The 19,014-nt window shown below is 45.3% G+C and carries 20 protein-coding genes and 1 tRNA gene; 12 read left to right on the top strand and 9 right to left on the bottom strand.

Annotated elements, in window-relative coordinates:
* Positions 1 to 23: 23 nt before the first annotated feature.
* A complete protein-coding gene (gene ychF / locus B6A14_RS02620; RefSeq protein ID WP_087908872.1) occupies positions 24 to 1,118 on the bottom strand; it encodes a redox-regulated ATPase YchF in 1,095 nt (364 codons plus the stop codon).
* A 40-nt stretch (positions 1,119 to 1,158) separates the two neighbouring features.
* On the opposite strand from ychF, the gene B6A14_RS02615 reads away from it, so the two are divergent.
* From B6A14_RS02615 to B6A14_RS02600, 4 genes are read left to right on the top strand one after another with little or no spacing between them, the layout of a single operon-like run.
* A complete protein-coding gene (locus tag B6A14_RS02615; protein ID WP_087908871.1) occupies positions 1,159 to 2,433 on the top strand; it encodes a UbiH/UbiF family hydroxylase in 1,275 nt (424 codons plus the stop codon).
* Positions 2,426 to 3,142: a DsbC family protein gene (locus B6A14_RS02610; RefSeq protein WP_087908914.1), complete on the top strand. Its 717-nt coding sequence runs from the start codon at positions 2,426 to 2,428 to the stop codon at positions 3,140 to 3,142. The genes B6A14_RS02615 and B6A14_RS02610 overlap by 8 nt, the downstream gene beginning before the upstream one ends.
* Before the next feature lie 5 nt (positions 3,143 to 3,147).
* On the top strand, positions 3,148 to 4,929 hold the full coding sequence (locus B6A14_RS02605; protein ID WP_087908870.1) for a M61 family metallopeptidase: 1,782 nt from the start codon (positions 3,148 to 3,150) through the stop codon (positions 4,927 to 4,929).
* A 21-nt stretch (positions 4,930 to 4,950) separates the two neighbouring features.
* Positions 4,951 to 5,706 (top strand): uracil-DNA glycosylase, encoded by a 756-nt coding sequence (locus B6A14_RS02600; RefSeq protein WP_087908869.1) that lies wholly within the window; start codon positions 4,951 to 4,953, stop codon positions 5,704 to 5,706.
* On the opposite strand, the gene B6A14_RS02595 is transcribed toward B6A14_RS02600, so the two are convergent.
* Complete coding sequence (locus B6A14_RS02595) at positions 5,695 to 5,973, bottom strand: GlsB/YeaQ/YmgE family stress response membrane protein (RefSeq protein ID WP_236635622.1); 279 nt, start codon at positions 5,971 to 5,973, stop codon at positions 5,695 to 5,697. The genes B6A14_RS02600 and B6A14_RS02595 overlap by 12 nt on opposite strands.
* Positions 5,974 to 5,992: 19 nt before the next feature.
* On the opposite strand from B6A14_RS02595, the gene hemA reads away from it, so the two are divergent.
* The 5 genes from hemA (at position 5,993) to rmuC (ending at position 10,942) form a co-directional block, all read left to right on the top strand.
* Positions 5,993 to 7,309 carry a glutamyl-tRNA reductase gene (gene hemA / locus B6A14_RS02590; protein ID WP_087908868.1) on the top strand — a complete coding sequence of 439 codons (1,317 nt, stop codon included), beginning with the start codon at positions 5,993 to 5,995 and terminating at the stop codon, positions 7,307 to 7,309.
* The gene (gene prfA / locus B6A14_RS02585) at positions 7,310 to 8,389 is read left to right on the top strand and encodes a peptide chain release factor 1 (RefSeq protein ID WP_087908867.1); all 1,080 of its coding nucleotides are present in this window, start codon (positions 7,310 to 7,312) and stop codon (positions 8,387 to 8,389) included.
* A gap of 6 nt (positions 8,390 to 8,395) precedes the next feature.
* Positions 8,396 to 9,247 (top strand): peptide chain release factor N(5)-glutamine methyltransferase, encoded by an 852-nt coding sequence (prmC, locus tag B6A14_RS02580; RefSeq protein WP_087908866.1) that lies wholly within the window; start codon positions 8,396 to 8,398, stop codon positions 9,245 to 9,247.
* 97 nt (positions 9,248 to 9,344) lie between these two features.
* The gene (gene grxD, locus B6A14_RS02575; RefSeq protein WP_087908865.1) at positions 9,345 to 9,653 is read left to right on the top strand and encodes a Grx4 family monothiol glutaredoxin; all 309 of its coding nucleotides are present in this window, start codon (positions 9,345 to 9,347) and stop codon (positions 9,651 to 9,653) included.
* 14 nt (positions 9,654 to 9,667) lie between these two features.
* Positions 9,668 to 10,942, top strand: a complete 1,275-nt coding sequence (gene rmuC / locus B6A14_RS02570) for a DNA recombination protein RmuC (RefSeq protein WP_087908864.1) — start codon at positions 9,668 to 9,670, stop codon at positions 10,940 to 10,942.
* Between the two features lie 79 nt (positions 10,943 to 11,021).
* Here the strand turns inward: rmuC and B6A14_RS02565 are convergent, their stop codons facing one another.
* Positions 11,022 to 11,606, bottom strand: a complete 585-nt coding sequence (locus tag B6A14_RS02565; RefSeq protein WP_087908863.1) for a phasin family protein — start codon at positions 11,604 to 11,606, stop codon at positions 11,022 to 11,024.
* 174 nt (positions 11,607 to 11,780) lie between these two features.
* Here B6A14_RS02565 and B6A14_RS02560 point away from each other — a divergent pair, with 174 nt between their 5' ends.
* Positions 11,781 to 13,130 (top strand): MFS transporter, encoded by a 1,350-nt coding sequence (locus tag B6A14_RS02560; RefSeq protein WP_087908862.1) that lies wholly within the window; start codon positions 11,781 to 11,783, stop codon positions 13,128 to 13,130.
* 56 nt (positions 13,131 to 13,186) lie between these two features.
* On the opposite strand, the gene B6A14_RS02555 is transcribed toward B6A14_RS02560, so the two are convergent.
* The 6 genes from B6A14_RS02555 to petA form a co-directional block, all read right to left on the bottom strand.
* Positions 13,187 to 13,262, bottom strand: a tRNA-Thr gene (locus B6A14_RS02555).
* Between the two features lie 17 nt (positions 13,263 to 13,279).
* Entirely contained in the window at positions 13,280 to 13,687 is a 408-nt protein-coding gene (locus tag B6A14_RS02550) for a ClpXP protease specificity-enhancing factor (protein ID WP_087908861.1), read from the bottom strand.
* Between the two features lie 28 nt (positions 13,688 to 13,715).
* On the bottom strand, positions 13,716 to 14,327 hold the full coding sequence (locus B6A14_RS02545) for a glutathione S-transferase N-terminal domain-containing protein (protein WP_028819209.1): 612 nt from the start codon (positions 14,325 to 14,327) through the stop codon (positions 13,716 to 13,718).
* Positions 14,328 to 14,424: 97 nt separating this feature from the next.
* Positions 14,425 to 15,198, bottom strand: a complete 774-nt coding sequence (locus tag B6A14_RS02540; RefSeq protein WP_087908860.1) for a cytochrome c1 — start codon at positions 15,196 to 15,198, stop codon at positions 14,425 to 14,427.
* Positions 15,199 to 15,227: 29 nt separating this feature from the next.
* Positions 15,228 to 16,628 (bottom strand): cytochrome b, encoded by a 1,401-nt coding sequence (locus B6A14_RS02535; RefSeq protein WP_087908859.1) that lies wholly within the window; start codon positions 16,626 to 16,628, stop codon positions 15,228 to 15,230.
* A gap of 10 nt (positions 16,629 to 16,638) precedes the next feature.
* Entirely contained in the window at positions 16,639 to 17,241 is a 603-nt protein-coding gene (gene petA, locus B6A14_RS02530) for a ubiquinol-cytochrome c reductase iron-sulfur subunit (protein ID WP_087908858.1), read from the bottom strand.
* Between the two features lie 136 nt (positions 17,242 to 17,377).
* Between petA and mscL the strand changes: the two genes are divergently transcribed.
* Together mscL and B6A14_RS02520 are read left to right on the top strand one after the other, a co-directional pair.
* Complete coding sequence (gene mscL / locus B6A14_RS02525) at positions 17,378 to 17,797, top strand: large conductance mechanosensitive channel protein MscL (protein WP_087908857.1); 420 nt, start codon at positions 17,378 to 17,380, stop codon at positions 17,795 to 17,797.
* Positions 17,798 to 17,818: 21 nt separating this feature from the next.
* Positions 17,819 to 18,997, top strand: a complete 1,179-nt coding sequence (locus B6A14_RS02520) for a trypsin-like peptidase domain-containing protein (RefSeq protein WP_087908856.1) — start codon at positions 17,819 to 17,821, stop codon at positions 18,995 to 18,997.
* The last annotated feature ends 17 nt before the right edge of the window (positions 18,998 to 19,014 follow it).

Below are 19,014 nucleotides of genomic sequence, written 5' to 3'. Positions count from 1 at the left end.
TTACTCAAAAGATGCATTAGTCCTTACACGTTGAATAAGAAGTTCAACACGTCTCCATCCTTAACAACGTATTCCTTGCCTTCAGCCCGCATCTTGCCAGCTTCCTTAGCGCCTGCCTCACCCTTAAATTGAATGAAGTCATCATAAGCAATGGTTTGTGCACGAATGAAGCCGCGCTCAAAATCCGTATGAATAACACCTGCAGCCTGTGGTGCAGTATCGCCCTGATGAATAGTCCAGGCACGCACTTCCTTAACGCCAGCAGTAAAGTAAGTTTGTAAACCAAGGAGAGAATACCCCGCACGAATAACGCGATCTAAGCCAGGCTCTTCCATGCCCAAGTCGGCCAAGAATTCTGTTTTATCAGCATCGTCAAGATCGGCAATCTCGGCTTCAATGGCTGCGCAAACGGCAACTACTGGAGCCTTTTCTTTTGCGGCATGCTGCTTTACTGCCTCAAGATGAGGATTGTTTGTAAAACCGTCCTCTTTGACGTTTGCCACATACATTGCGGGTTTAGCAGTAATTAAACACAGGGGTTTAATTAAGAGCAATTCTTCTTCGCTTAAATTGAGGCTGCGCACAGGAAGGGCAGAATCAAGGTGCGATTGCACTTTAGTGAGAACCGCTACCAAAGCGGCTGCCTCTTTATCGTTGCCGGATTTAGCAGCCTTCGTGGAACGATTGAGGGTTTTTTCAACAGTGGCTAAATCAGATAACGCCAACTCGGTATCGATCACACCAATATCGGCAATCGGGTCAATCTTGCCTGCAACGTGAATCACGTTTGGATCCTCAAAGCAGCGGACCACATGAGTAATTGCATCCGTTTCTCGGATATTGGCTAAGAATTGATTCCCCAAACCCTCACCTTTGGAGGCACCAGCAACCAAACCAGCAATATCGACAAACTCGACGGCAGCAGGCAGGATGCGCTCAGGCTTCACAATCTCAGCCAGGGCAGCTAGACGGGGGTCAGGAACCTCGACCACACCTACATTGGGCTCAATCGTGCAGAAAGGATAGTTTTCCGCCGCGATCCCAGCCTTGGTAAGCGCGTTAAAGAGGGTAGATTTGCCGACGTTAGGCAGGCCGACGATGCCACATTTCAAAGACATAGGCATATTGTAAAGGGGCTGGATTCGATATCATCGAGTTATGTCAGAAGTTCACCAAAATCACCTGTCCAAAAGCGCTGTGCAATCTGCCAAAATCCGCTCCGTCGACGTTGTCATTGTCGGGGGAGGTATTGCTGGCAAGGCTTGTGCGCTTGGTCTAGCGCAACTTGGTCTACAGACTATTGAGATCGCACCAGATTTAGGGCAGGCAGTAGCTGCGCCCCAAGGATCCCAGTGGGGCCAAAGAATCTATGCATTTTCCCCGAGCACCCAAAAACTTTTGGCTCATTTGCAAATTTGGGATGCCCTAGATCACAGTCGCATGCAGCCAGTACGCGATATGCGTATTTATGGCGACCGTGGTGAAAAAAATGATCAACTCCATCTCTCTGCGTTTGAAGCAGGCACACCTCAACTAGCCTGGATTGGCGAATCCAATCTCATTGAGCACACTCTTGATCAAGCATCTCGCTTTCAAAATAAATTGGAGCGTATTAATGATGTCATTGAAAAGATTGAGGTCGATGCAGATGGGGGCAAGCTACATTTAAAAAATGGTGGAGCGATTCGTGCACAACTGATTGTTGCTGCTGATGGTGCCAACTCTCCTATTCGATCTGAACTTGGCATTACCACCAGCGAAGAGAGTTACTCACAAAGCGCAGTCGTTGCTAACTGGACTTGCACTTATCCCCATCTTGAAACAGCTTTTCAATGGTTCTTGCCTGGTGGCGATATTGTGGCAATTCTACCCTTGCCAGGCAAGCAAGTATCAATGGTATGGTCAACCTCATCCGAGCATGCTGCTGATTTATTAAAGCTCAATCAAGCCGAATGGCAAGAGCAATTTTCAGCTATTGCAAATGGCGCAATTGGGAAACAATTGGGCGAACTCATACTCAACTCAACCCCCGCAGCCTTTCCATTAAGAAAAATTCGGGCCAAACGATTTATTGGTCCAGAAACAGCGCCCAAGGTTGTCCTCATTGGCGATGCAGCCCATGTAATGCACCCCTTGGCTGGGCAAGGCTTGAACCTCGGCCTACGTGATGTTGCTGTCTTACTCAACATCATTGGTAAGCGTGAGTCGTTCCGCAAACCCAGTGATGCTGTATTGCTACGGCGTTACGAGCGTCAACGCCAAGGCGATACCAGTGCGCTTTTATGGGTCACAGATAAGCTCAAGAAATTATTTTCCGCAAGTAGCAATACAGAGCGACAACTACGTAACTGGGGGCTTGGCCTAGTGAACAAAAGCCACTTTATTAAACAGCGCCTCATTGAACGCGCTTTAGGAGATATTGATTTTGATTAAATTGTTATCGGCATTAGCTTTTATTTTCTCCACTTTTTTCTTTTCTAGTTTTGCTCATGCGCAAGCTGAACAGCAAATCAAAACAGAGATACAAAAAAAACTGGGGGCAAATGTTAAAGTGAGAGGTGTATCAGCAGCACCAGTCCCAGGCCTATACGAAGTATTGGTTGGCAACGAGGTTTTTTATACAGATGCCTCTGGAAAATATTTAATTCAGGGTGAGATCATTGAATTAGCGAGCGGCAAAAATATTACTGAGCAAAGGCAAGCTGATTTAAATCGCATTAAGTGGACAGACTTAAACCAAGCTAATGCTATCAAAACGGTACGTGGTAATGGCAGTCGTCAGCTAGCGGTATTTTCAGACCCTAATTGCGGCTACTGTAAGCGTTTGGAAAAATCTTTGCAGCAATTGGATAACGTCACTGTTTATACCTATCTTGTCCCTATTTTGGGGGCAGACTCAGTCCAAAAATCAAAACTAATCTCGTGTGCCTCAGATCCCTATAAGGCCTATATGGATTGGATGATTAATGGAATTGCGCCCAGCGGAAAAAGTGATTGCAGCACGCCTCTTGATAAAAATGTCACGTTTGCTAAAACCTACGGCATCACAGGAACGCCTACTCTTTTCTTTATAGATGGCAGTCGCTTCCCTGGCGCAGTTCAGATCAGCGATATTGAAAAGAAATTTAGCTCCCTGAAATAAACATCATGAATACAGTAGATCTTCCAGCAATTCAGTACACCGTATGGCCGGCCGACCTCCATGGCCATCGCTATCAAGTGAAATTGCACATTGCCAATCCAAACCCTGAGGGGCAGGTATTGCAGATGCCAGCATGGATACCGGGAAGCTATTTGATTCGAGACTTTAGCAAGCAGATTGAATCAATTGAGGCTTATTCAGTTAGCCCAAAGAAAAAGCTGCCTCTGGAGAGAATCAATAACGATCAGTGGCGCTTACCAAAGACAACTGGTGCAATTGAAGTAATCACAACGGTATATGCCTATGATTCCTCTGTGCGCGCAGCCTACCTTGATACTGAACGTGGGTTCTTTAATGCAAGTAGCCTATGTTTTGAAGTCATAGGTCAGCATGAGTTGCCTTGTTCGCTTGCCCTTGCAGCGCCTGAGGCCAGTTTTGCCGATCACTGGTCAGTGCAAACTGGTTTGAGAGCAGTCAAAACGGATGAGCGTGGTTTTGGTTTCTATCTTGCTCAAAATTATGACGATCTGCTCGATCATCCGGTTGCTATGGGCGAGTTTCAGATCGTTCATTGGAAGTCAAATAATGTCCGTCACAGTATGGCAATTCAGGGATGCATCAATCCCGTTGATACAAAACGTCTTGCGCATGATTTAGAGGCGATTTGCACCTCTACGATCAACCTCTTTGAACCAAAGACGAAGCAAGCCCCTTTTAGGGACTATCTCTTTTTAGTCAATGCCGTACTCAATGGCTATGGTGGTCTTGAACATCGCAACAGCACAGCATTGCTCTGCCGTCGCGAGCAAATTCCACAACAAGATGCCCCGTTAGATGAGGCTGCGTATCGAGAGTTCTTAGGCTTATGTAGTCATGAGTATTTTCATGCATGGTTAGTCAAACGCATTCAGCCTAAGGCTTTTCAGCCCTATGACTTAAGTAAGCGCAACCATACTCGTTTGCTTTGGCTATTCGAGGGATTTACTAGCTACTACGACGATCTTCAACTGTTTCGTAGCAAACGCATCGACCTCAAAACTTACTTAGATCTAGTCTCTACTAATTGGAATGGCATCCTCCGTGGACCAGGAAAAAACAAGCAAAGCTTGGCAGATAGCTCATTTGATGCCTGGACCAAGTACTACCAAGCTGATGAAAACACTCCCAATGCAGTTGTGAGCTACTACGGTAAGGGCGCCCTACTGGCTCTAGCTTTAGATTTACAAATTCGGGCATTCTCAAAAAATCAGAAATCATTAGATGACCTCATGCGCCTCATCTGGCAAAGACATGGTGTCACGCATGATGGTATTGCCGAAGATGGACTAGATGAACTTGTGCTTGAGTTGCTTGGATCTGGCTTTTCGAAAATTTGGACCGATATGAAAGCGCGTTACATTTTTGGCGCTGAAGATCTTCCAATTCAGAAGTGGATCGCCTCTAAATTGATTTCAGTGAAACCCAAATCACACTCGAAATTAGAGAAGATTAAGCTACAGTTGGGTATGCGACATGCCGATGCCAATGGGTGGTTAAAAATTACGCATGTTCTAGATGGTGGTGCAGCACAGCTGGCAGGGCTTGCGCCTGGTGACCTACTGGCCAGCATCAATGGCCAACGCATTGCTAGCGCTCGTCTAGATAAGGTTCTAGCCAGCCTTACCGAAGGGCAGCATATTCACTTTTGCTTCTATCGCGATGACTTAGAACATGAGCGCATGGCAAATTTAGAGATGAGTCATCTACCAATGCAGTTTGAGCTAATCGCTCATTCCGCGAAATCGTAATAAACAAACTCTCTTCAATAGATGCCAGCTTTTTCTAAAGAGGATGTTCCCGCTGATTGGCGCAATCTACTGGGTGACTATTTCGATTCTTCCGCTTGGCAAGATTTAGAGCAGAATTTACAAGCCGCCCATGACATTGATACAAATCATATTCAGCCAGAGCCAAGTAATTTCTTTAAGGCGCTGAAGTTAACCCCGGTTAAAGCGGTTAAGGTTGTCATTCTGGGGCAAGACCCTTATCACTCTCCGGGTCTTGCGCAAGGTTTAGCGTTTTCTATTCCAGCAACCATTCCCACCAACTCTCGAGCATTTCCGAGCTCTCTGCGCAACATTAGCAAAGCCCTTGCTCTTGAAGGGTTTGGCCAATTACCCAACGGTGATCTGGATGCTTGGGCCGAGCAAGGAGTTCTGCTTCTCAATACAGCCTTAAGCGTCAAATTAGGCGAGGCAGGAAGTCACGCTAACCTTGGCTGGAAGAGTTTGATTGATCGACTCATTTCTACTTTGGCTGCACAAAGACCCCAGTTAGTTTGGATGCTCTGGGGTGGTCATGCACAATCTAAATTACCTTTAATTGAGTCCGGCAAGGATCAATTGATTTTGCAATCCTCCCATCCCTCCGGTTTAGGTGTGTACAAAACAGACAGGCCTTTTTTAGAGCCAGGGGCAAAAGCTAGTTGTGGGCATTTCAGCAAAGCCAATGAGTGGCTGAAAAAACTGGGCCAGAAAGAGATTGTCTGGGTAGACAAAACACACCAAACGGAACTATTTAGCTAGGGAAGTAAAAATACAGCCTACTAAGCAAGCGGTAAAAATAGCGCTCATCCACTCCAGCATCTGGCCAGACTGAAAAAATCCCAAGTACTGACCCAGATAGGAAGTAATAAAGGCGGTTATAAAGCCTAAAAACGCCGCTAGCAGCAGTTTTACCAACTTTGGTCCTCTGGATTGGCCGGGGTAAAAAATCCAGGCTGAAGCCCCGGAAATACCTCCAATCACCAGAAAAGCTAAAAACCCCATTGATACCCCCATTAATGCTGTCATCAAATCTATAATCGCCATTATGAAGTTGTTGACACTCGGCATCAATCATCACACAGCGCCGGTCGCCATTCGGGAAAAGGTCGCCTTCGATCCTGAATTTCTTCAAGAAGCGTTGCATGATTTACGCCAACATTTGCTTGGCGCGAATCAGGCTGGGCTGCCCGAAGCTACGATTTTGTCAACTTGCAACCGTACTGAGGTGTACTGCGCTGCAAACGATGCCAGCGCTGCTGGTCTATTGCATGAAGCCACTTTTGATTGGTTAGCCAAAACGCAACAGCTTGCTCCAAGCAGTCTTCAACCCCATATTTATTCTTTACCCCAATCTGATGCAGTACGTCATGCTTTTCGAGTGGCCTGTGGACTCGATTCCATGGTGATTGGTGAGACCCAGATTTTGGGACAAATGAAAGATGCGGTTCGTACTGCAAATGATGCAGGTGTTTTAGGAACCTACCTTAATCAACTCTTTCAGAAAACATTTGCAGTTGCCAAAGAAGTACGCGGCTCTACTGAAATTGGTGCGCATTCTATTTCTATGGCAGCTGCATCGGTTCGCCTTGCAGAACGTATCTTTGAAAAGATTTCTGATCAGCGTATTTTGTTTATTGGTGCTGGCGACATGATTTCCTTATGTGCTACACACTTTGTAGCCCGCAAACCTAAAAATGTTGCAATTGCTAATCGCACGATTGAACGCGGTCAAGAATTAGCAGATTCTATTTCTATGCAAGACCTTGAGGCAGAGTCATTCAAGCTTTCAGAGCTTCCTGGGCGCCTGTATGAATTCGACATTATTGTTTCTAGTACCGCCTCATCCTTACCCATCATTGGTTTAGGCATGGTTGAGAGTGCCCTCAAACAACGCCGCCACAAGCCGATGGTAATGATTGATCTTGCCGTACCCCGTGACTTTGAGCCAGAGATCTCGCGACTTGATGATGTGTACCTCTACACCGTAGATGATCTCGGCGTGATGATTAAGACTGGAGCTAATTTACGCCAAGCAGCAGTAAGTCAAGCGGAGGCCATCATTGAAGATCGTGTTGGCAATTTTATGCACTGGATGCACGGACGTAACGCTGTGCCTATCATTCAAGATATTCAGACTCAAGGCGAACGTTTAAGACAGCTTGAATTAGAGCGTGCGATGAAGCGCTTAATGCGTGGCGATGATCCACAAGAAGTTCTCAATGCAATGGCGCAAGGATTAACAAATAAATTTTTACATGGCTCCCTGCATGCATTACAGCACTCGAATGGGGCTGAGCGTGACGCCCTCATTAAACTCCTACCAAAACTATTCGCCTCCCACACTAAGCCAGAAGACCATTAGATGAAGCCCAGCATGCGGGCTAAGCTAGAGCATCTAGACACGCGCTTAGCCGAACTCAATTCTCTATTAACCTCCGAAGAGGCAACCAAAGATATGGATGCCTATCGGAAGCTCACGCGTGAACATTCTGATATTGCTACCGTTGTTGAGCAATTTGGACTTTACAAACAGGCTGAAGCAGACGCACAAGCTGCTGAAGAGATGCGCAAAGATCCAGAGATGAAGGACTTTGCCGATGAAGAGCAAAAGCAGGCTTTAGCCACCATGGAAGAACTTGCAGGAACTCTGCAAAAGCTCTTACTACCTAGAGATGAGAACGATGAGCGCAATGTCTTCCTAGAAATCAGAGCGGGTACCGGCGGCGATGAAAGCGCTCTCTTTGCAGGTGACCTATTGCGCATGTATACCCGCTTTGCAGAAAGACAAGGCTGGAAGGTGGAAGTAGTCAGCTCTGCTGAATCCGATTTAGGTGGCTACAAAGAGGTTGTGCTTCGCTTGGTTGGTCAGGCCGTGTACTCACGCCTGAAATTCGAGTCGGGTGGTCACCGCGTACAACGTGTTCCTCAAACAGAAACTCAAGGACGTATTCATACATCAGCGTGTACGGTAGCAGTGATGCCGGAGGCAGATGAATTAGAGGCTGTCAAAATCAACCCTGCTGAGCTGCGCATCGATACCTTCCGCGCCTCTGGTGCTGGTGGTCAACACATTAATAAAACCGACTCTGCCGTGCGGATTACCCACTTACCAACTGGCACCGTTGTTGAGTGCCAAGACGATCGCAGCCAACACCGTAATCGTGAGCAGGCCATGAAAGTTCTGGTTTCACGCATCATGGATGCACGTGAACGTGAGAAACATCAGCTTGAAGCGCAAACTCGTAAATCTTTAATTGGCTCCGGCGATCGTAGCGACCGCATTCGGACCTACAACTTCCCGCAAGGGCGAATTACAGATCACCGCATTAATCTCACGCTTTATAAGATTGATGCGATGATGGATGGAGACATTGATGACCTGTGCAATGCTCTAGCCTCCGAGCATCAAGCCGAACTGCTCGCCGCCCTAGGTGATAACTAAAACTGAATGAACCCAGATTTAAGTCTGCGCTCTTTATTGAGTGGCTCAACACTTCCTGCCAGCGAAGCACGCGTATTAATGGCACATGTTCTGGATAAATACTATCAACTGCCGCGCTCAGCATTGCTATCACGCGATGATATGACGCTCAGCTTGGAAGCAAACTTAGCATGGCAAGAATTACAATCCAAAAGGATGGCTGGAGAGCCCATTGCATACCTGATTGGTAAAAGAGGCTTTCACAATATTGAGTTATTTGTTGCGCCAGGTGTGCTAATACCACGCCCAGAAACCGAGCTCTTGGTTGAAATAGGGCTTCGAGAAATTCAGCGGCTTGAAACAGAAGCGATATCTGCTAATGTCCTCGACCTAGGTACCGGCTCTGGAGCCATTGCTCTGGCTATTGCACATGAGACCCCAAGCGTCATGATCACGGCAACTGACCAATCTTCAGAAGCCTTAGCAATCGCTGCAACTAACGCTAAACACTTAGGTCTTGAAGCTCGCGTCCAATTTGCGCAAGGTAGTTGGTACGAAGCCTTGGTTAATCAAGTCCTTTTTGATGTCATCTTAAGTAACCCTCCGTATATCGCCAATCAAGATACCCATCTCACACAGGGTGATCTACGCTTTGAGCCCATCTCTGCGCTCACCGATCATGCCAATGGACTGAGTTGTCTTGAGGTAATAATTCAGGGGGCTAAGTCCCACTTAAAACCCATGGGTCTTTTTGCAGTTGAGCATGGATTTGATCAGTCAGAGGCCGTGGTTAGCCTTATGAAAGCCGCAGGATTAAGCGATATTCAAACCCATGAGGATTTGGCTGGGCATAAGCGGGTAGCATCTGCCCGAAAATAAGATCTGGAATCACCCTTTTTTGCATTAAGTCTTAAAATCGATGCAATAGCATTTCCAAGCTTTTTTTACCGCTTTATTGTTTTTCTAGAAAGAATTTATGGATACACAAGCTCAAATCAAAGAAATCGTTACCAGCCACCCTGTTGTCCTGTTCATGAAAGGAACAGCGCAATTTCCTCAGTGCGGCTTCTCTGGCAATGCAATCAATATTTTGCGTGCTAGCGGTGTTGAAAAACTGCACACTGTTAACGTATTAGAAAGTGCAGATATTCGTCAGGGCATCAAAGAATTTGCGAATTGGCCAACGATTCCTCAGCTCTATATCAACGGTGAGTTCATCGGTGGCTCAGACATCATGACTGCCATGTTTGAGTCTGGTGAGCTCCAAAAACTAGTCAAAGCCTAATTCAATTTAGCTCTGTGACTTTTGATCTCAGCTCACTGCTGCTATTTGGCCTGCCATTTGCTCTATGTGCAGGCCTTTTAGTTTATGTGCTGAACTTACGCTCCGCACTATCACGCACCGAGCAAGAAGCACAAATACAAGCCGCACTTGCAGTCAGTCTTTGCGAAGAGCGAGATCATGCGCTGCAAACTGCTATTCGTCTTGAAGCAGAGCTAGATTCTGAGCGCAAACAAGGCCTAGGAAGAATTGAATCTCTCAATGAAGCCAAAGAGGCCTTAACAAACCAGTTTAAGAATTTAGCCAATGAGATTTTGGAAGATAAATCTAAGCGCTTTACCGAACAAAATGCTGCAAGCTTAGATGCACTCCTCAAACCACTACAAACTAAGCTGACTGAATTTAAAGAGCAGGTCAGCACCTCTTATGGCAATGAAGCACGCGAACGCTTTGCTCTTAAAAGTGAGATCGAGCGTTTGGCTAATCTCAATCTACGCATGTCTGATGAGACACGCTCCTTAACTCAAGCTCTTAAAGGTGACTCTAAGGTACAAGGTAATTGGGGAGAGCTTGTTCTTGAGTCAATTCTTGAATCTTCCGGTTTACGCAAAGGCGAAGAGTATGTGGTGCAAGATAGCCATACTCAATCGGATGGATCGCGCCTACAGCCCGACGTTGTGATTAAGTTGCCTGAAGGTAGAAGTCTAGTCGTAGATAGTAAGGTGTCAATTACGGCCTATGCAAGACATGCGGAAACAACCGATCCAACCGTTGCAGAACAAGAGCTGGCAGCCCATATCCAATCTTTGCGCCAACATATACAAGGCTTATCTGGAAAGAACTATAGCTCCCTATATGGCGTTGGCTCTGTTGATTTTGTCTTGATGTTTGTGCCAATTGAGCCAGCATTCTTATTGGCATTAAAGACCGCGCCTAATCTGTATCAAGAAGCTTTAGCCAAAAATATTGTTCTAGTTTGCCCAAGTACTTTGATGGCAACTTTACGAACTGTGGCTCATCTGTGGAGACAGGATCAGCAAAACCGGAATGCACTTGAGATTGCTAAACAATGTGGCAGCTTGTATGACAAGTTCGTAGGTTTTGTAGAAGATCTAGAAAAGCTAGGACAACGCTTAGATCAAGCCCAAACAAGCTACCACGATGCCTTTAATAAACTGAAGTCTGGCAAAGGCAATCTCATTCGTACTGCTGAAAAAGTTCGTGAGCTTGGCGTCAAGCCTAGTAAAAACTTATCTACGCCATTAATTGAATCTTCTACAGATTCAGAATAAAACGCCATAAAACAAAACCCCGCCTAGCTCATGCCAGGCGGGGTTTTTTAAGACTGACTTCTAAATCTAATTCGACTGATTAAGCAGATTTGCGTGCACGTGATGCAGGTGTAGCAGCTTTCTTAGCTTGAACCATTTGACCTTGAATAGCATCGATTGCTTGATCCGCAGTTTTTTCTGCAGTAGCAAAAGCTTCTTTGCTAGCGGCACGAAACTGCTCAAAACCTTGCAATGCGCTACCGTATACAGTCTTGAACGAAGACAAAAATGCGTCGGAGCCTGCAGGTGCGTTAGCGGCAACAGTATTAATCCAATCTTGGAAACCATCTTGCAACTGATCGATGCTTGCATCTACAACGTTTACAAATTCTTTATTACCATCACGCAATACTTTGCTTACTTTCTTTTGATATGCAACTGCCTGGCTACCAGCAGCTTGAAATGTTTCAGCATTGAGAAGTTCAGTAACTTGCTTTGGATCTTTTGCTGTCAAAACTTGTTGAATGCCATCTTGAGTATTTACTAAAACATCCTTAGAAGCAGCGTAGTTCAACTCAGCCAATTTCTGAGCATTTTCCAAAGCAGCTTCGCTCAAAGAAAATGAAGCCTCGAGGCCTTTGCTATTAATTTGGGACAATTTAGCGGTGATTTGATCTTGGTTCATGTATTTCTCCAGAAATTAAGTGGTACAACTAATCAATTAAGCGCACGATTTAAGTGTTGGAAAACTTGGTATACCTTAAATATTGCACTGCACCATCAAACTGTAACTGAACAAATATGACAAATCAAGAACTTTTTGCTGCTTTGCAACAAATACTTTATAAAAAGAATTAAGTTGAATAAAATCAATAATATAGAAAAAATAAAAGGCCCCCACTCCTACCGAAAAGTAGCGATTGCGGCCTGTTTTGGGACTTTTTTAGAGTGGTATGACTTTCTCACCTTTGCCACTTTAGCAGTTGTTTTTGCCCCCCTCTTCTTCCCCTCAAGTGACCCAAGCACTGGTCTATTAGCCAGCCTGGCGACTTTTGGCGTTGGAATGGTAGTGCGCCCTATTGGAGCTGCCATATTTGGCTCTATGGGCGATCGCATTGGCCGAAAGCCAGTATTTATGATCACCATTGCCCTCATGGGGATAGCCACCTTTTGTGTAGGCTTTTTGCCTACCTATGCCCAAATCGGTATTTGGGCTCCAATTTGCTTGGTTAGCTTACGCTTGCTGCAAGGCTTGTCCGCTGGCGGTGAAATTGGCGGTAGTGCCGTATACCTGGCCGAACACGCAGGTAATGAATATAGAGGGCTTAAAACTAGTTTTCTACAACTGATGGGGCCGCTTGGAATTTTGTTTTCCACCTTGCAAATAGCGCTACTCAGAATTTATCTTTCCCCAGAGCAATTTGAAGCATGGGGCTGGCGAGTGCCATTTTGGATCTCGATCGTCTTGTTAATCATTGCATTTAAAGCTCGCATGGCTTTGGAAGAAACGCCTGTGTTTTTAGAGCTTAATAAAAGTAGCCAAAAAACTGATCATCCACTGCTCAGTAATTTTCGAGACCCTCAAACACGCAAGCGCATGTTTTTACTTTTCTTCTGCATTTCTGCTGGTGGAGCAGTACTCTTTTTCTGTGTGCAGGTTTATACCTCGATTTTTTTGAAAGCTTCTCTCAAACTGCCGCCGGCAGTTGTGGATCAACTCAGTGTTTATGCGACCTTAGCCCTATTTCCGCTCACTGTATTTGCTGGCTGGCTATCAGACAAAGTTGGGCGCAAGCCTGTTGTGATTAGCGGTCTTTTGTTGGGATCCATTTTTATACAGCCCGCATTCCAAATACTTCAAAACTTGGGACAGCAGTACCTACAGGCACCAAATGCCAATAGCGCATTAATATTAATAGGGCTGCTTTTAACTGGACTATCCCTATCTCTTGCCTTAGTGGTTGGCCCTCAAACAGCGCTCTTGGCAGAGTTATTTCCTGCCAAGACTCGCAATAGCGCAGCAACCCTTCCACATAACCTAGCAGCGGGATGGATAGGTGGACTTTTACCACTTATCGTGACTTGGCTAAATCAACAATGGGGAAATGATCTTGCCGGACTTTGGTACCCAACAATCTTTTTGGCTAGCGCCGCAGTGATTGCGGTTTTATATTTGCCAGAGACAAATAAGGTCAATCTCAATCTTTAGCTGAGCAATAAAAGAAAAAGCTTCTAAGACGTTTAACTTAGAAGCTTTGGAATATTTGGTGCCCCTTGTCCGACTCGAACAGACCACCTACTGATTACAAATCAGTTGCTCTACCAGATGAGCTAAAGGGGCAACGGAGATATTTTAGCCTATTTCACAATCTTCAAGGAAGGTCTGCTCGTTTTAGGCTTTTCAGCTACCCCATCTGAGGCATCTGCAATATGCAAGTCCCGGGCCTGCTTTGGATCAAACGGAAAAGACATTCCCTGGCCATTCTCTCTGGCGTAAATAGCCAAGACATGCGTTACGGGAACCATAATTTTTCTCGGAATACCGCCAAACCTCGCCTGAAAGCTGATCCAATCATTTTCCATCTGTAACTGATGGCAAGCCTCCAAGGAGAGGTTTAAAACGATTTCATCGTTCTTCACAAACTCCATTGGGACTTCCACTCTAGAGTCCACAAAGACGGCTATGAAGGGCGTAAAACCAAAATCCGTGCACCACTGATGTAGAGCACGGATTAGGTAGGGTTTATTACTTGGAACGTCAGACATGCCGACAGATATGAACCGCTAGTAAAGCTTAGCGGCGCATTACCTTTTCTGAAGGAGTCAAAGCTTCGATATAAGCAGGTCTACTAAAGATGCGCTCAGCATATTTCAAGAGAGCTGCAGCATTACGAGAAAGATCGATGCCGTAATGCTCAAGACGCCATAACAACGGCGCGATAGCAACATCCAACATTGAGAATTCATCGCCGAGCATGTACTTATTCTTCACAAAAATGGGTGCCAACTGTGTCAAGCGATCACGAATTGCCAAGCGGGCTTTCTCATGGGTCTTTTCAGCGGCCTTGCCTTTTTCGTTCTCTAAAGCAGCAACGTGAACGAAGAGCTCTTTCTCAAAATTAAACAAGAAAAGGCGTGCACGTGCACGAGCTACTGGATCAGGCGGCATCAATTGTGGATGAGGAAAACGCTCATCAATATATTCATTAATGATGTTTGATTCATACAGAATCAAGTCACGCTCAACCAAAATAGGAACTTGGCCATAAGGATTCATTACTGAGATGTCTTCTGGCTTGTTAAACAAGTCAACATCACGGATTTCAAAATCCATGCCTTTTTCAAAAAGCACCAAGCGGCAGCGTTGCGAGAATGGGCAGTTAGTACCCGAGTACAACACCATCATAAATTGATTTCCTTAAATTTCTACTTCAATACAACAAACGCACAACAGCGTTAAATCTTTTCAATCATGAGCCCTAATAACAGGGCTCATCAAATGATTAGTGGACGTCTTTCCAGTACGCTTTATTCAAGCGCCATGCCAAGAGAGTAAAGAGCGCCAAAAATAGGAGCACTACTACGCCAAGACGCTTACGCTCCAACTGAACTGGCTCAGCCATCCAAGACATGAAAGCCACTAAGTCAGCAATGTTGTCGTCATACTCTTGAGATTGCATGGTGCCGGGAGTTAACTGCTCGAAGCCAACAAATACCTTTTCCATTCTGCTTGGATCATGTGGATCTTTGCGTTCCTCAAAGTTCGCAGCACGCTCACCCTGTAACTGCCAGAGCACATGTGGCATGCCAACGTTTGGATATACCAAGTTGTTCCAACCAGTTTGAGTTGCATCATCTTTGTAGAAAGTACGGAAATAGGTATAAAGCCAATCCGTTCCACGAGCACGAGCCTCTACAGATAAATCTGGAGGAGTCTTACCAAACCATGCCTTGCCTTCTTTTGGAGTCATGGAGATAGTCATCAAATCACCCACTTTGGCATCGGTGAAAATGAGATTGTCTTTAATTTGCTGGTCAGTTAAACCAATATCGCGCAAACGGTTGTAGCGCATGCTTGTGGCCGAATGGCAGTTCAAGCAATAGTTCACAAATATTTTGGCGCCATTTTGTAAGGAGGCATTGCTACTAACGCGGTCTGGTGCCTTATCCAAAGGAAAGCCACCTTCACTTGCATTCGCAGTAGCACCAAAGCCGAGAGCAGCGACCAATACTATTGCTTGGCAGACGCCCATCAAAGTTTGCAGAATTCGTTTCATACTATTTCCTAATTTCTCTGGTGTCTGAATTAATGGGATTCAAAAGTAACGCGGTCTGGAACTGGCTTGAATGTTCCAAGCTTGCTCCAGAAAGGCATTGCCAAGAAAAAGCCCAGATAATAAATCGTACAAATCTGAGAAATCTTTTCAAATACTGGTGATGGTGGCTCGATACCCAAGTAACCCAAGATTACAAAAGTAACAATAAATACACCATAGATGTATTTATGGAACTGAGGACGGTAACGAATCGATTTCACTGGGGAATAGTCAAGCCAAGGCAAGAAGAACAGAATGACTACTGAGCCACCCATAATGACAACGCCCCAGAATTTCGCATCAAATGCATAGAAGCCAGCAGCCAAAGCGAGTGCAATTGCTACGCACGCACCCTTCACTCTTTTATCGCTTGAAGTCCTCGCAAACATGCCCAGAATAACTGCCAAGAAGATCCACAAAGGCAATAAGAAGTTAGAGGTAGTTGCACGCAACATTGAGTAGAACGGTGTGAAGTACCACACTGGCGCAATGTGCGTTGGCGTTACAAACGGATTAGCAGGGATGAAGTTATTTGCCTCTAAGAAATATCCACCCATCTCTGGAGCAAAGAAAACAATACTCGCAAAAATAATGAGGAAACCGCCCAAGTACATCACATCATGCACGCTGTAATAAGGATGGAATGGGATGCCGTCAACTGGATGGCCATTTGCATCTAAATTATTTTTAATTTCAACGCCATCAGGATTATTGGAGCCTACTTCATGCAAAGCCAAAATGTGGGCTGCTACCAAACCAATTAACACTAGTGGAATAGCGATCACATGGAATGCAAAGAAGCGGTTCAGAGTCGCGTCGCCAACCACATAGTCGCCACGCAACCATAAAGACAGGTCTGGACCAATAAAAGGAATTGCAGAAAATAAGTTCACAATCACTTGAGCGCCCCAGTAAGACATCTGACCCCAAGGGAGCAAGTATCCAAAGAAGGCTTCGCCCATTAAACACAAGAAAATTGCGCAACCAAAAATCCAGATGAGTTCACGAGGCTTACGATAAGAACCATAAATCAAGCCACGGAACATATGCAGATAGACCACCACAAAGAACATTGAGGCGCCAGTCGAATGCATGTAGCGAATTAACCAACCCCATGGCACTTCGCGCATGATGTATTCAACAGATTCAAAAGCTTTAGCAGCATCAGGCTTGTAGTTCATCACCAAGAAAATTCCGGTAATGATCTGAATTGCTAAAACAACAATTGCTAATGCACCAAAGATGTAGAAAAAATTCAGGTTCTTCGGAGCATAGTACTCACTCATATGCCGCTTAAATGCATCAGTAACTGGAAGACGTGAGTCAACCCATGCCATTAGCTTTACGGCTGCGGAGGCGTCTGCAGGAACTTCTTTTTCGTGAAATGCCATTTATCTCTCCTTAGGCCTTCTTATCTTCGCCAACCAGAATCTTGGTATCGCTCAAATACATATGTGGCGGTACTTCCATATTGTCTGGTGCTGGTTTGTTCTTAAATACACGGCCGGCCATATCAAATGTCGAACCATGACATGGACAAAGGAAACCTCCTGGCCAGTTATTTGGTAAGGAAGGTTGAGCTCCTGATTCAAATTTGGCTGTAGGAGAGCATCCTAAGTGTGTGCAAATACCTACAACTACAAGGTACTCAGGCTTGATAGAGCGCCATTGGTTTTGAGCATAAGCAGGTGTAAATTGGGCTGGATCGCGCAATGAATCTGGATCAGCCAATTCGCCATCAATCTTAGACAGCTCAGCAACCTGCTCAGGGGTGCGACGAACCACCCAAACAGGTTTTCCGCGCCACTCAACCATTCTCATTTCATCTGGCTGCATGCCACTAATATCAATCTCAACAGCGGCACCGGCGGCCTTAGCACGCTCAGAAGGCTCAAAACTGTCTACAAAAGGGTAAAGGGCTGCGGCTGCACCTACGCCTCCAACTGCCGAAGTGGCGATCAGCCAATTACGGCGATCCTTGTCCATACAGGGCTTGTCACTCATTTACAAAATTCCTAAAAGGGTATCTATGGGTGGAAATTGCTTAAACCTAGCATTTTAAAGTAAAAAGTGGGGTAAGTAGGAAAGTTATGGGGTTAATCTTGGGTTAATTGGTATTTGGAGAAAAAAGGAGGCTGAAATGAGCGTTTTAAAGGAATTTCGGGACTTTGCTGTCAAGGGCAACGTCATAGATTTAGCGGTTGGCGTGATTATTGGCGGGGCTTTCGGGAAAATCGTCGATTCCCTAGTAAACGACATTGTTATGCCGGTCATTTCAACCCTTTTAGGGGGTCATATCGACTTTACAAACCTTTTTGTTGTCCTGGGCAATATTCCAGAGGGGGTGCCCAGAACCTTTGATGCCCTCAAAAAGGCTGGGGTGCCCATTTTTGCCTATGGCAACTTCATCACCATTTCGATTAATTTCATTTTGTTGGCCTTTGTGATTTTTCAAATGGTCAAAGTAGTCAATAGGATTCGCCTCATGGATACACCTCCTCCACCAGTTCCGGAAGATGTAGTTTTGCTGCGCGAGATTCGCGACAGTCTCAAGAAATAAATTAGCAAAGCGCATTAGGAAATGTTTAATCGCCTATGGTTACTGTTTGCACAAACGGTAACCATTCTTCTGGCAGCAATGTTCATTATTGCTACTCTGAAACCAAGCTGGATATCTGGCGAAGGTGTGAGTTCTATTGTTGAAAACGTGACGTTTAAAGAAGGTATGTACGACGGCACTGCTGTTAGTCCGGGCTCTTACCATGATGCTGTGAAAAAATCGATGCCCGCGGTTGTCAATATTTTCACTAGCAAGATTTCTGCAAAACCAAAAACACGCATAGGAAGCAAACAAAATCCTACCGATCCTTTATTCAAATTCTTTTTTGGTGACCAGCCACCCGACGAGGAACCTATATCCAGCCTAGGCTCTGGGGTTTTAGTAAGTCCCGAAGGAATTATTCTGACCAATCATCACGTTATCAGTGATGCAGATGAAATTGATGTTGCACTATCAGACGGTAGAAAAGTTAAAGCAAAAATTATTGGGAGCGATCCAGAAACAGATATCGCTGTTTTAAAAATTGAGCCCAAGCAATTACCAACTCCCATTACTCTAGGAAAAATTGAATCTGTTCATGTGGGTGATGTAGTGCTGGCTATTGGAAATCCATTTGGAGTTGGTCAAACCGTAACATCCGGAATTGTTTCTGCAATGGGTCGTGACCATGTGGGTATCAATACTTTTGAAAACTTCATTCAAACTGACGCGGCGATTAATCCTGGAAATTCAGGGGGCGCTCTAGTGGATACGCGAGGTAATTTGATTGGCATCAATACCGCCATTTATTCAAACAACGGCGGGTCCATGGGAATTGGATTTGCTATTCCTGTAAATCTAGCCAAACAAGTAATGGAATCCATTCTTAAAAATGGGGGCGTCACTAGGGGGTGGATTGGGGTTGAGCCTCAAAACCTCTCGAGAGAGCTCTCAGAATCGCTTGGTTTGCCTAGCAACACCGTCGGAGTCCTGATTTCTGGGGTGCTGGAGGGTGGGCCTGCGGCAAGGGGTGGGGTTAAGCCTGGGGATGTGCTCGTCTCTGTTGATGGCAATGGAACAAAAGACGTAAGGCAACTCTTAAATCAAATCGCGCAGATAGGGCCAGGAAATGAAGCAAGTCTTAAAATTTTGCGCAAAGAAAAAATGTTGGAACTGAAGGTCCAAACTGGCAAGCGGCCTAGACCAAAAACGCTGAATTAATTAAGGGCTTGTTGTCT

The organism is Polynucleobacter hirudinilacicola (assembly GCF_002192535.1).
GTDB lineage: Bacteria > Pseudomonadota > Gammaproteobacteria > Burkholderiales > Burkholderiaceae > Polynucleobacter > Polynucleobacter hirudinilacicola.
Note: the sequence above shows the minus strand (reverse complement) of the source record. Positions and strands in the feature narration are given on the sequence as shown.

Excerpts from the sequence above, each read along its gene's own strand:
- B6A14_RS02545 (WP_028819209.1), bottom strand. The coding sequence starts at position 14,327 with ATGATGGTGTTGTACTCGGGTACTAACTGCCCATTCTCGCAACGCTGC.
- B6A14_RS02540 (WP_087908860.1), bottom strand. The coding sequence starts at position 15,198 with ATGAAACGAATTCTGCAAACTTTGATGGGCGTCTGCCAAGCAATAGTA.
- petA (WP_087908858.1), bottom strand. The coding sequence starts at position 17,241 with ATGAGTGACAAGCCCTGTATGGACAAGGATCGCCGTAATTGGCTGATC.
- B6A14_RS02535 (WP_087908859.1), bottom strand. The coding sequence starts at position 16,628 with ATGGCATTTCACGAAAAAGAAGTTCCTGCAGACGCCTCCGCAGCCGTA.
- ychF (WP_087908872.1), bottom strand. The coding sequence starts at position 1,118 with ATGTCTTTGAAATGTGGCATCGTCGGCCTGCCTAACGTCGGCAAATCT.
- B6A14_RS02605 (WP_087908870.1), top strand. The coding sequence starts at position 3,148 with ATGAATACAGTAGATCTTCCAGCAATTCAGTACACCGTATGGCCGGCC.
- B6A14_RS02615 (WP_087908871.1), top strand. The coding sequence starts at position 1,159 with ATGTCAGAAGTTCACCAAAATCACCTGTCCAAAAGCGCTGTGCAATCT.
- grxD (WP_087908865.1), top strand. The coding sequence starts at position 9,345 with ATGGATACACAAGCTCAAATCAAAGAAATCGTTACCAGCCACCCTGTT.
- B6A14_RS02550 (WP_087908861.1), bottom strand. The coding sequence starts at position 13,687 with ATGTCTGACGTTCCAAGTAATAAACCCTACCTAATCCGTGCTCTACAT.
- mscL (WP_087908857.1), top strand. The coding sequence starts at position 17,378 with ATGAGCGTTTTAAAGGAATTTCGGGACTTTGCTGTCAAGGGCAACGTC.
- B6A14_RS02520 (WP_087908856.1), top strand. The coding sequence starts at position 17,819 with ATGTTTAATCGCCTATGGTTACTGTTTGCACAAACGGTAACCATTCTT.
- prfA (WP_087908867.1), top strand. The coding sequence starts at position 7,310 with ATGAAGCCCAGCATGCGGGCTAAGCTAGAGCATCTAGACACGCGCTTA.
- hemA (WP_087908868.1), top strand. The coding sequence starts at position 5,993 with ATGAAGTTGTTGACACTCGGCATCAATCATCACACAGCGCCGGTCGCC.
- B6A14_RS02565 (WP_087908863.1), bottom strand. The coding sequence starts at position 11,606 with ATGAACCAAGATCAAATCACCGCTAAATTGTCCCAAATTAATAGCAAA.
- B6A14_RS02595 (WP_236635622.1), bottom strand. The coding sequence starts at position 5,973 with ATGACAGCATTAATGGGGGTATCAATGGGGTTTTTAGCTTTTCTGGTG.
- prmC (WP_087908866.1), top strand. The coding sequence starts at position 8,396 with ATGAACCCAGATTTAAGTCTGCGCTCTTTATTGAGTGGCTCAACACTT.
- B6A14_RS02600 (WP_087908869.1), top strand. The coding sequence starts at position 4,951 with ATGCCAGCTTTTTCTAAAGAGGATGTTCCCGCTGATTGGCGCAATCTA.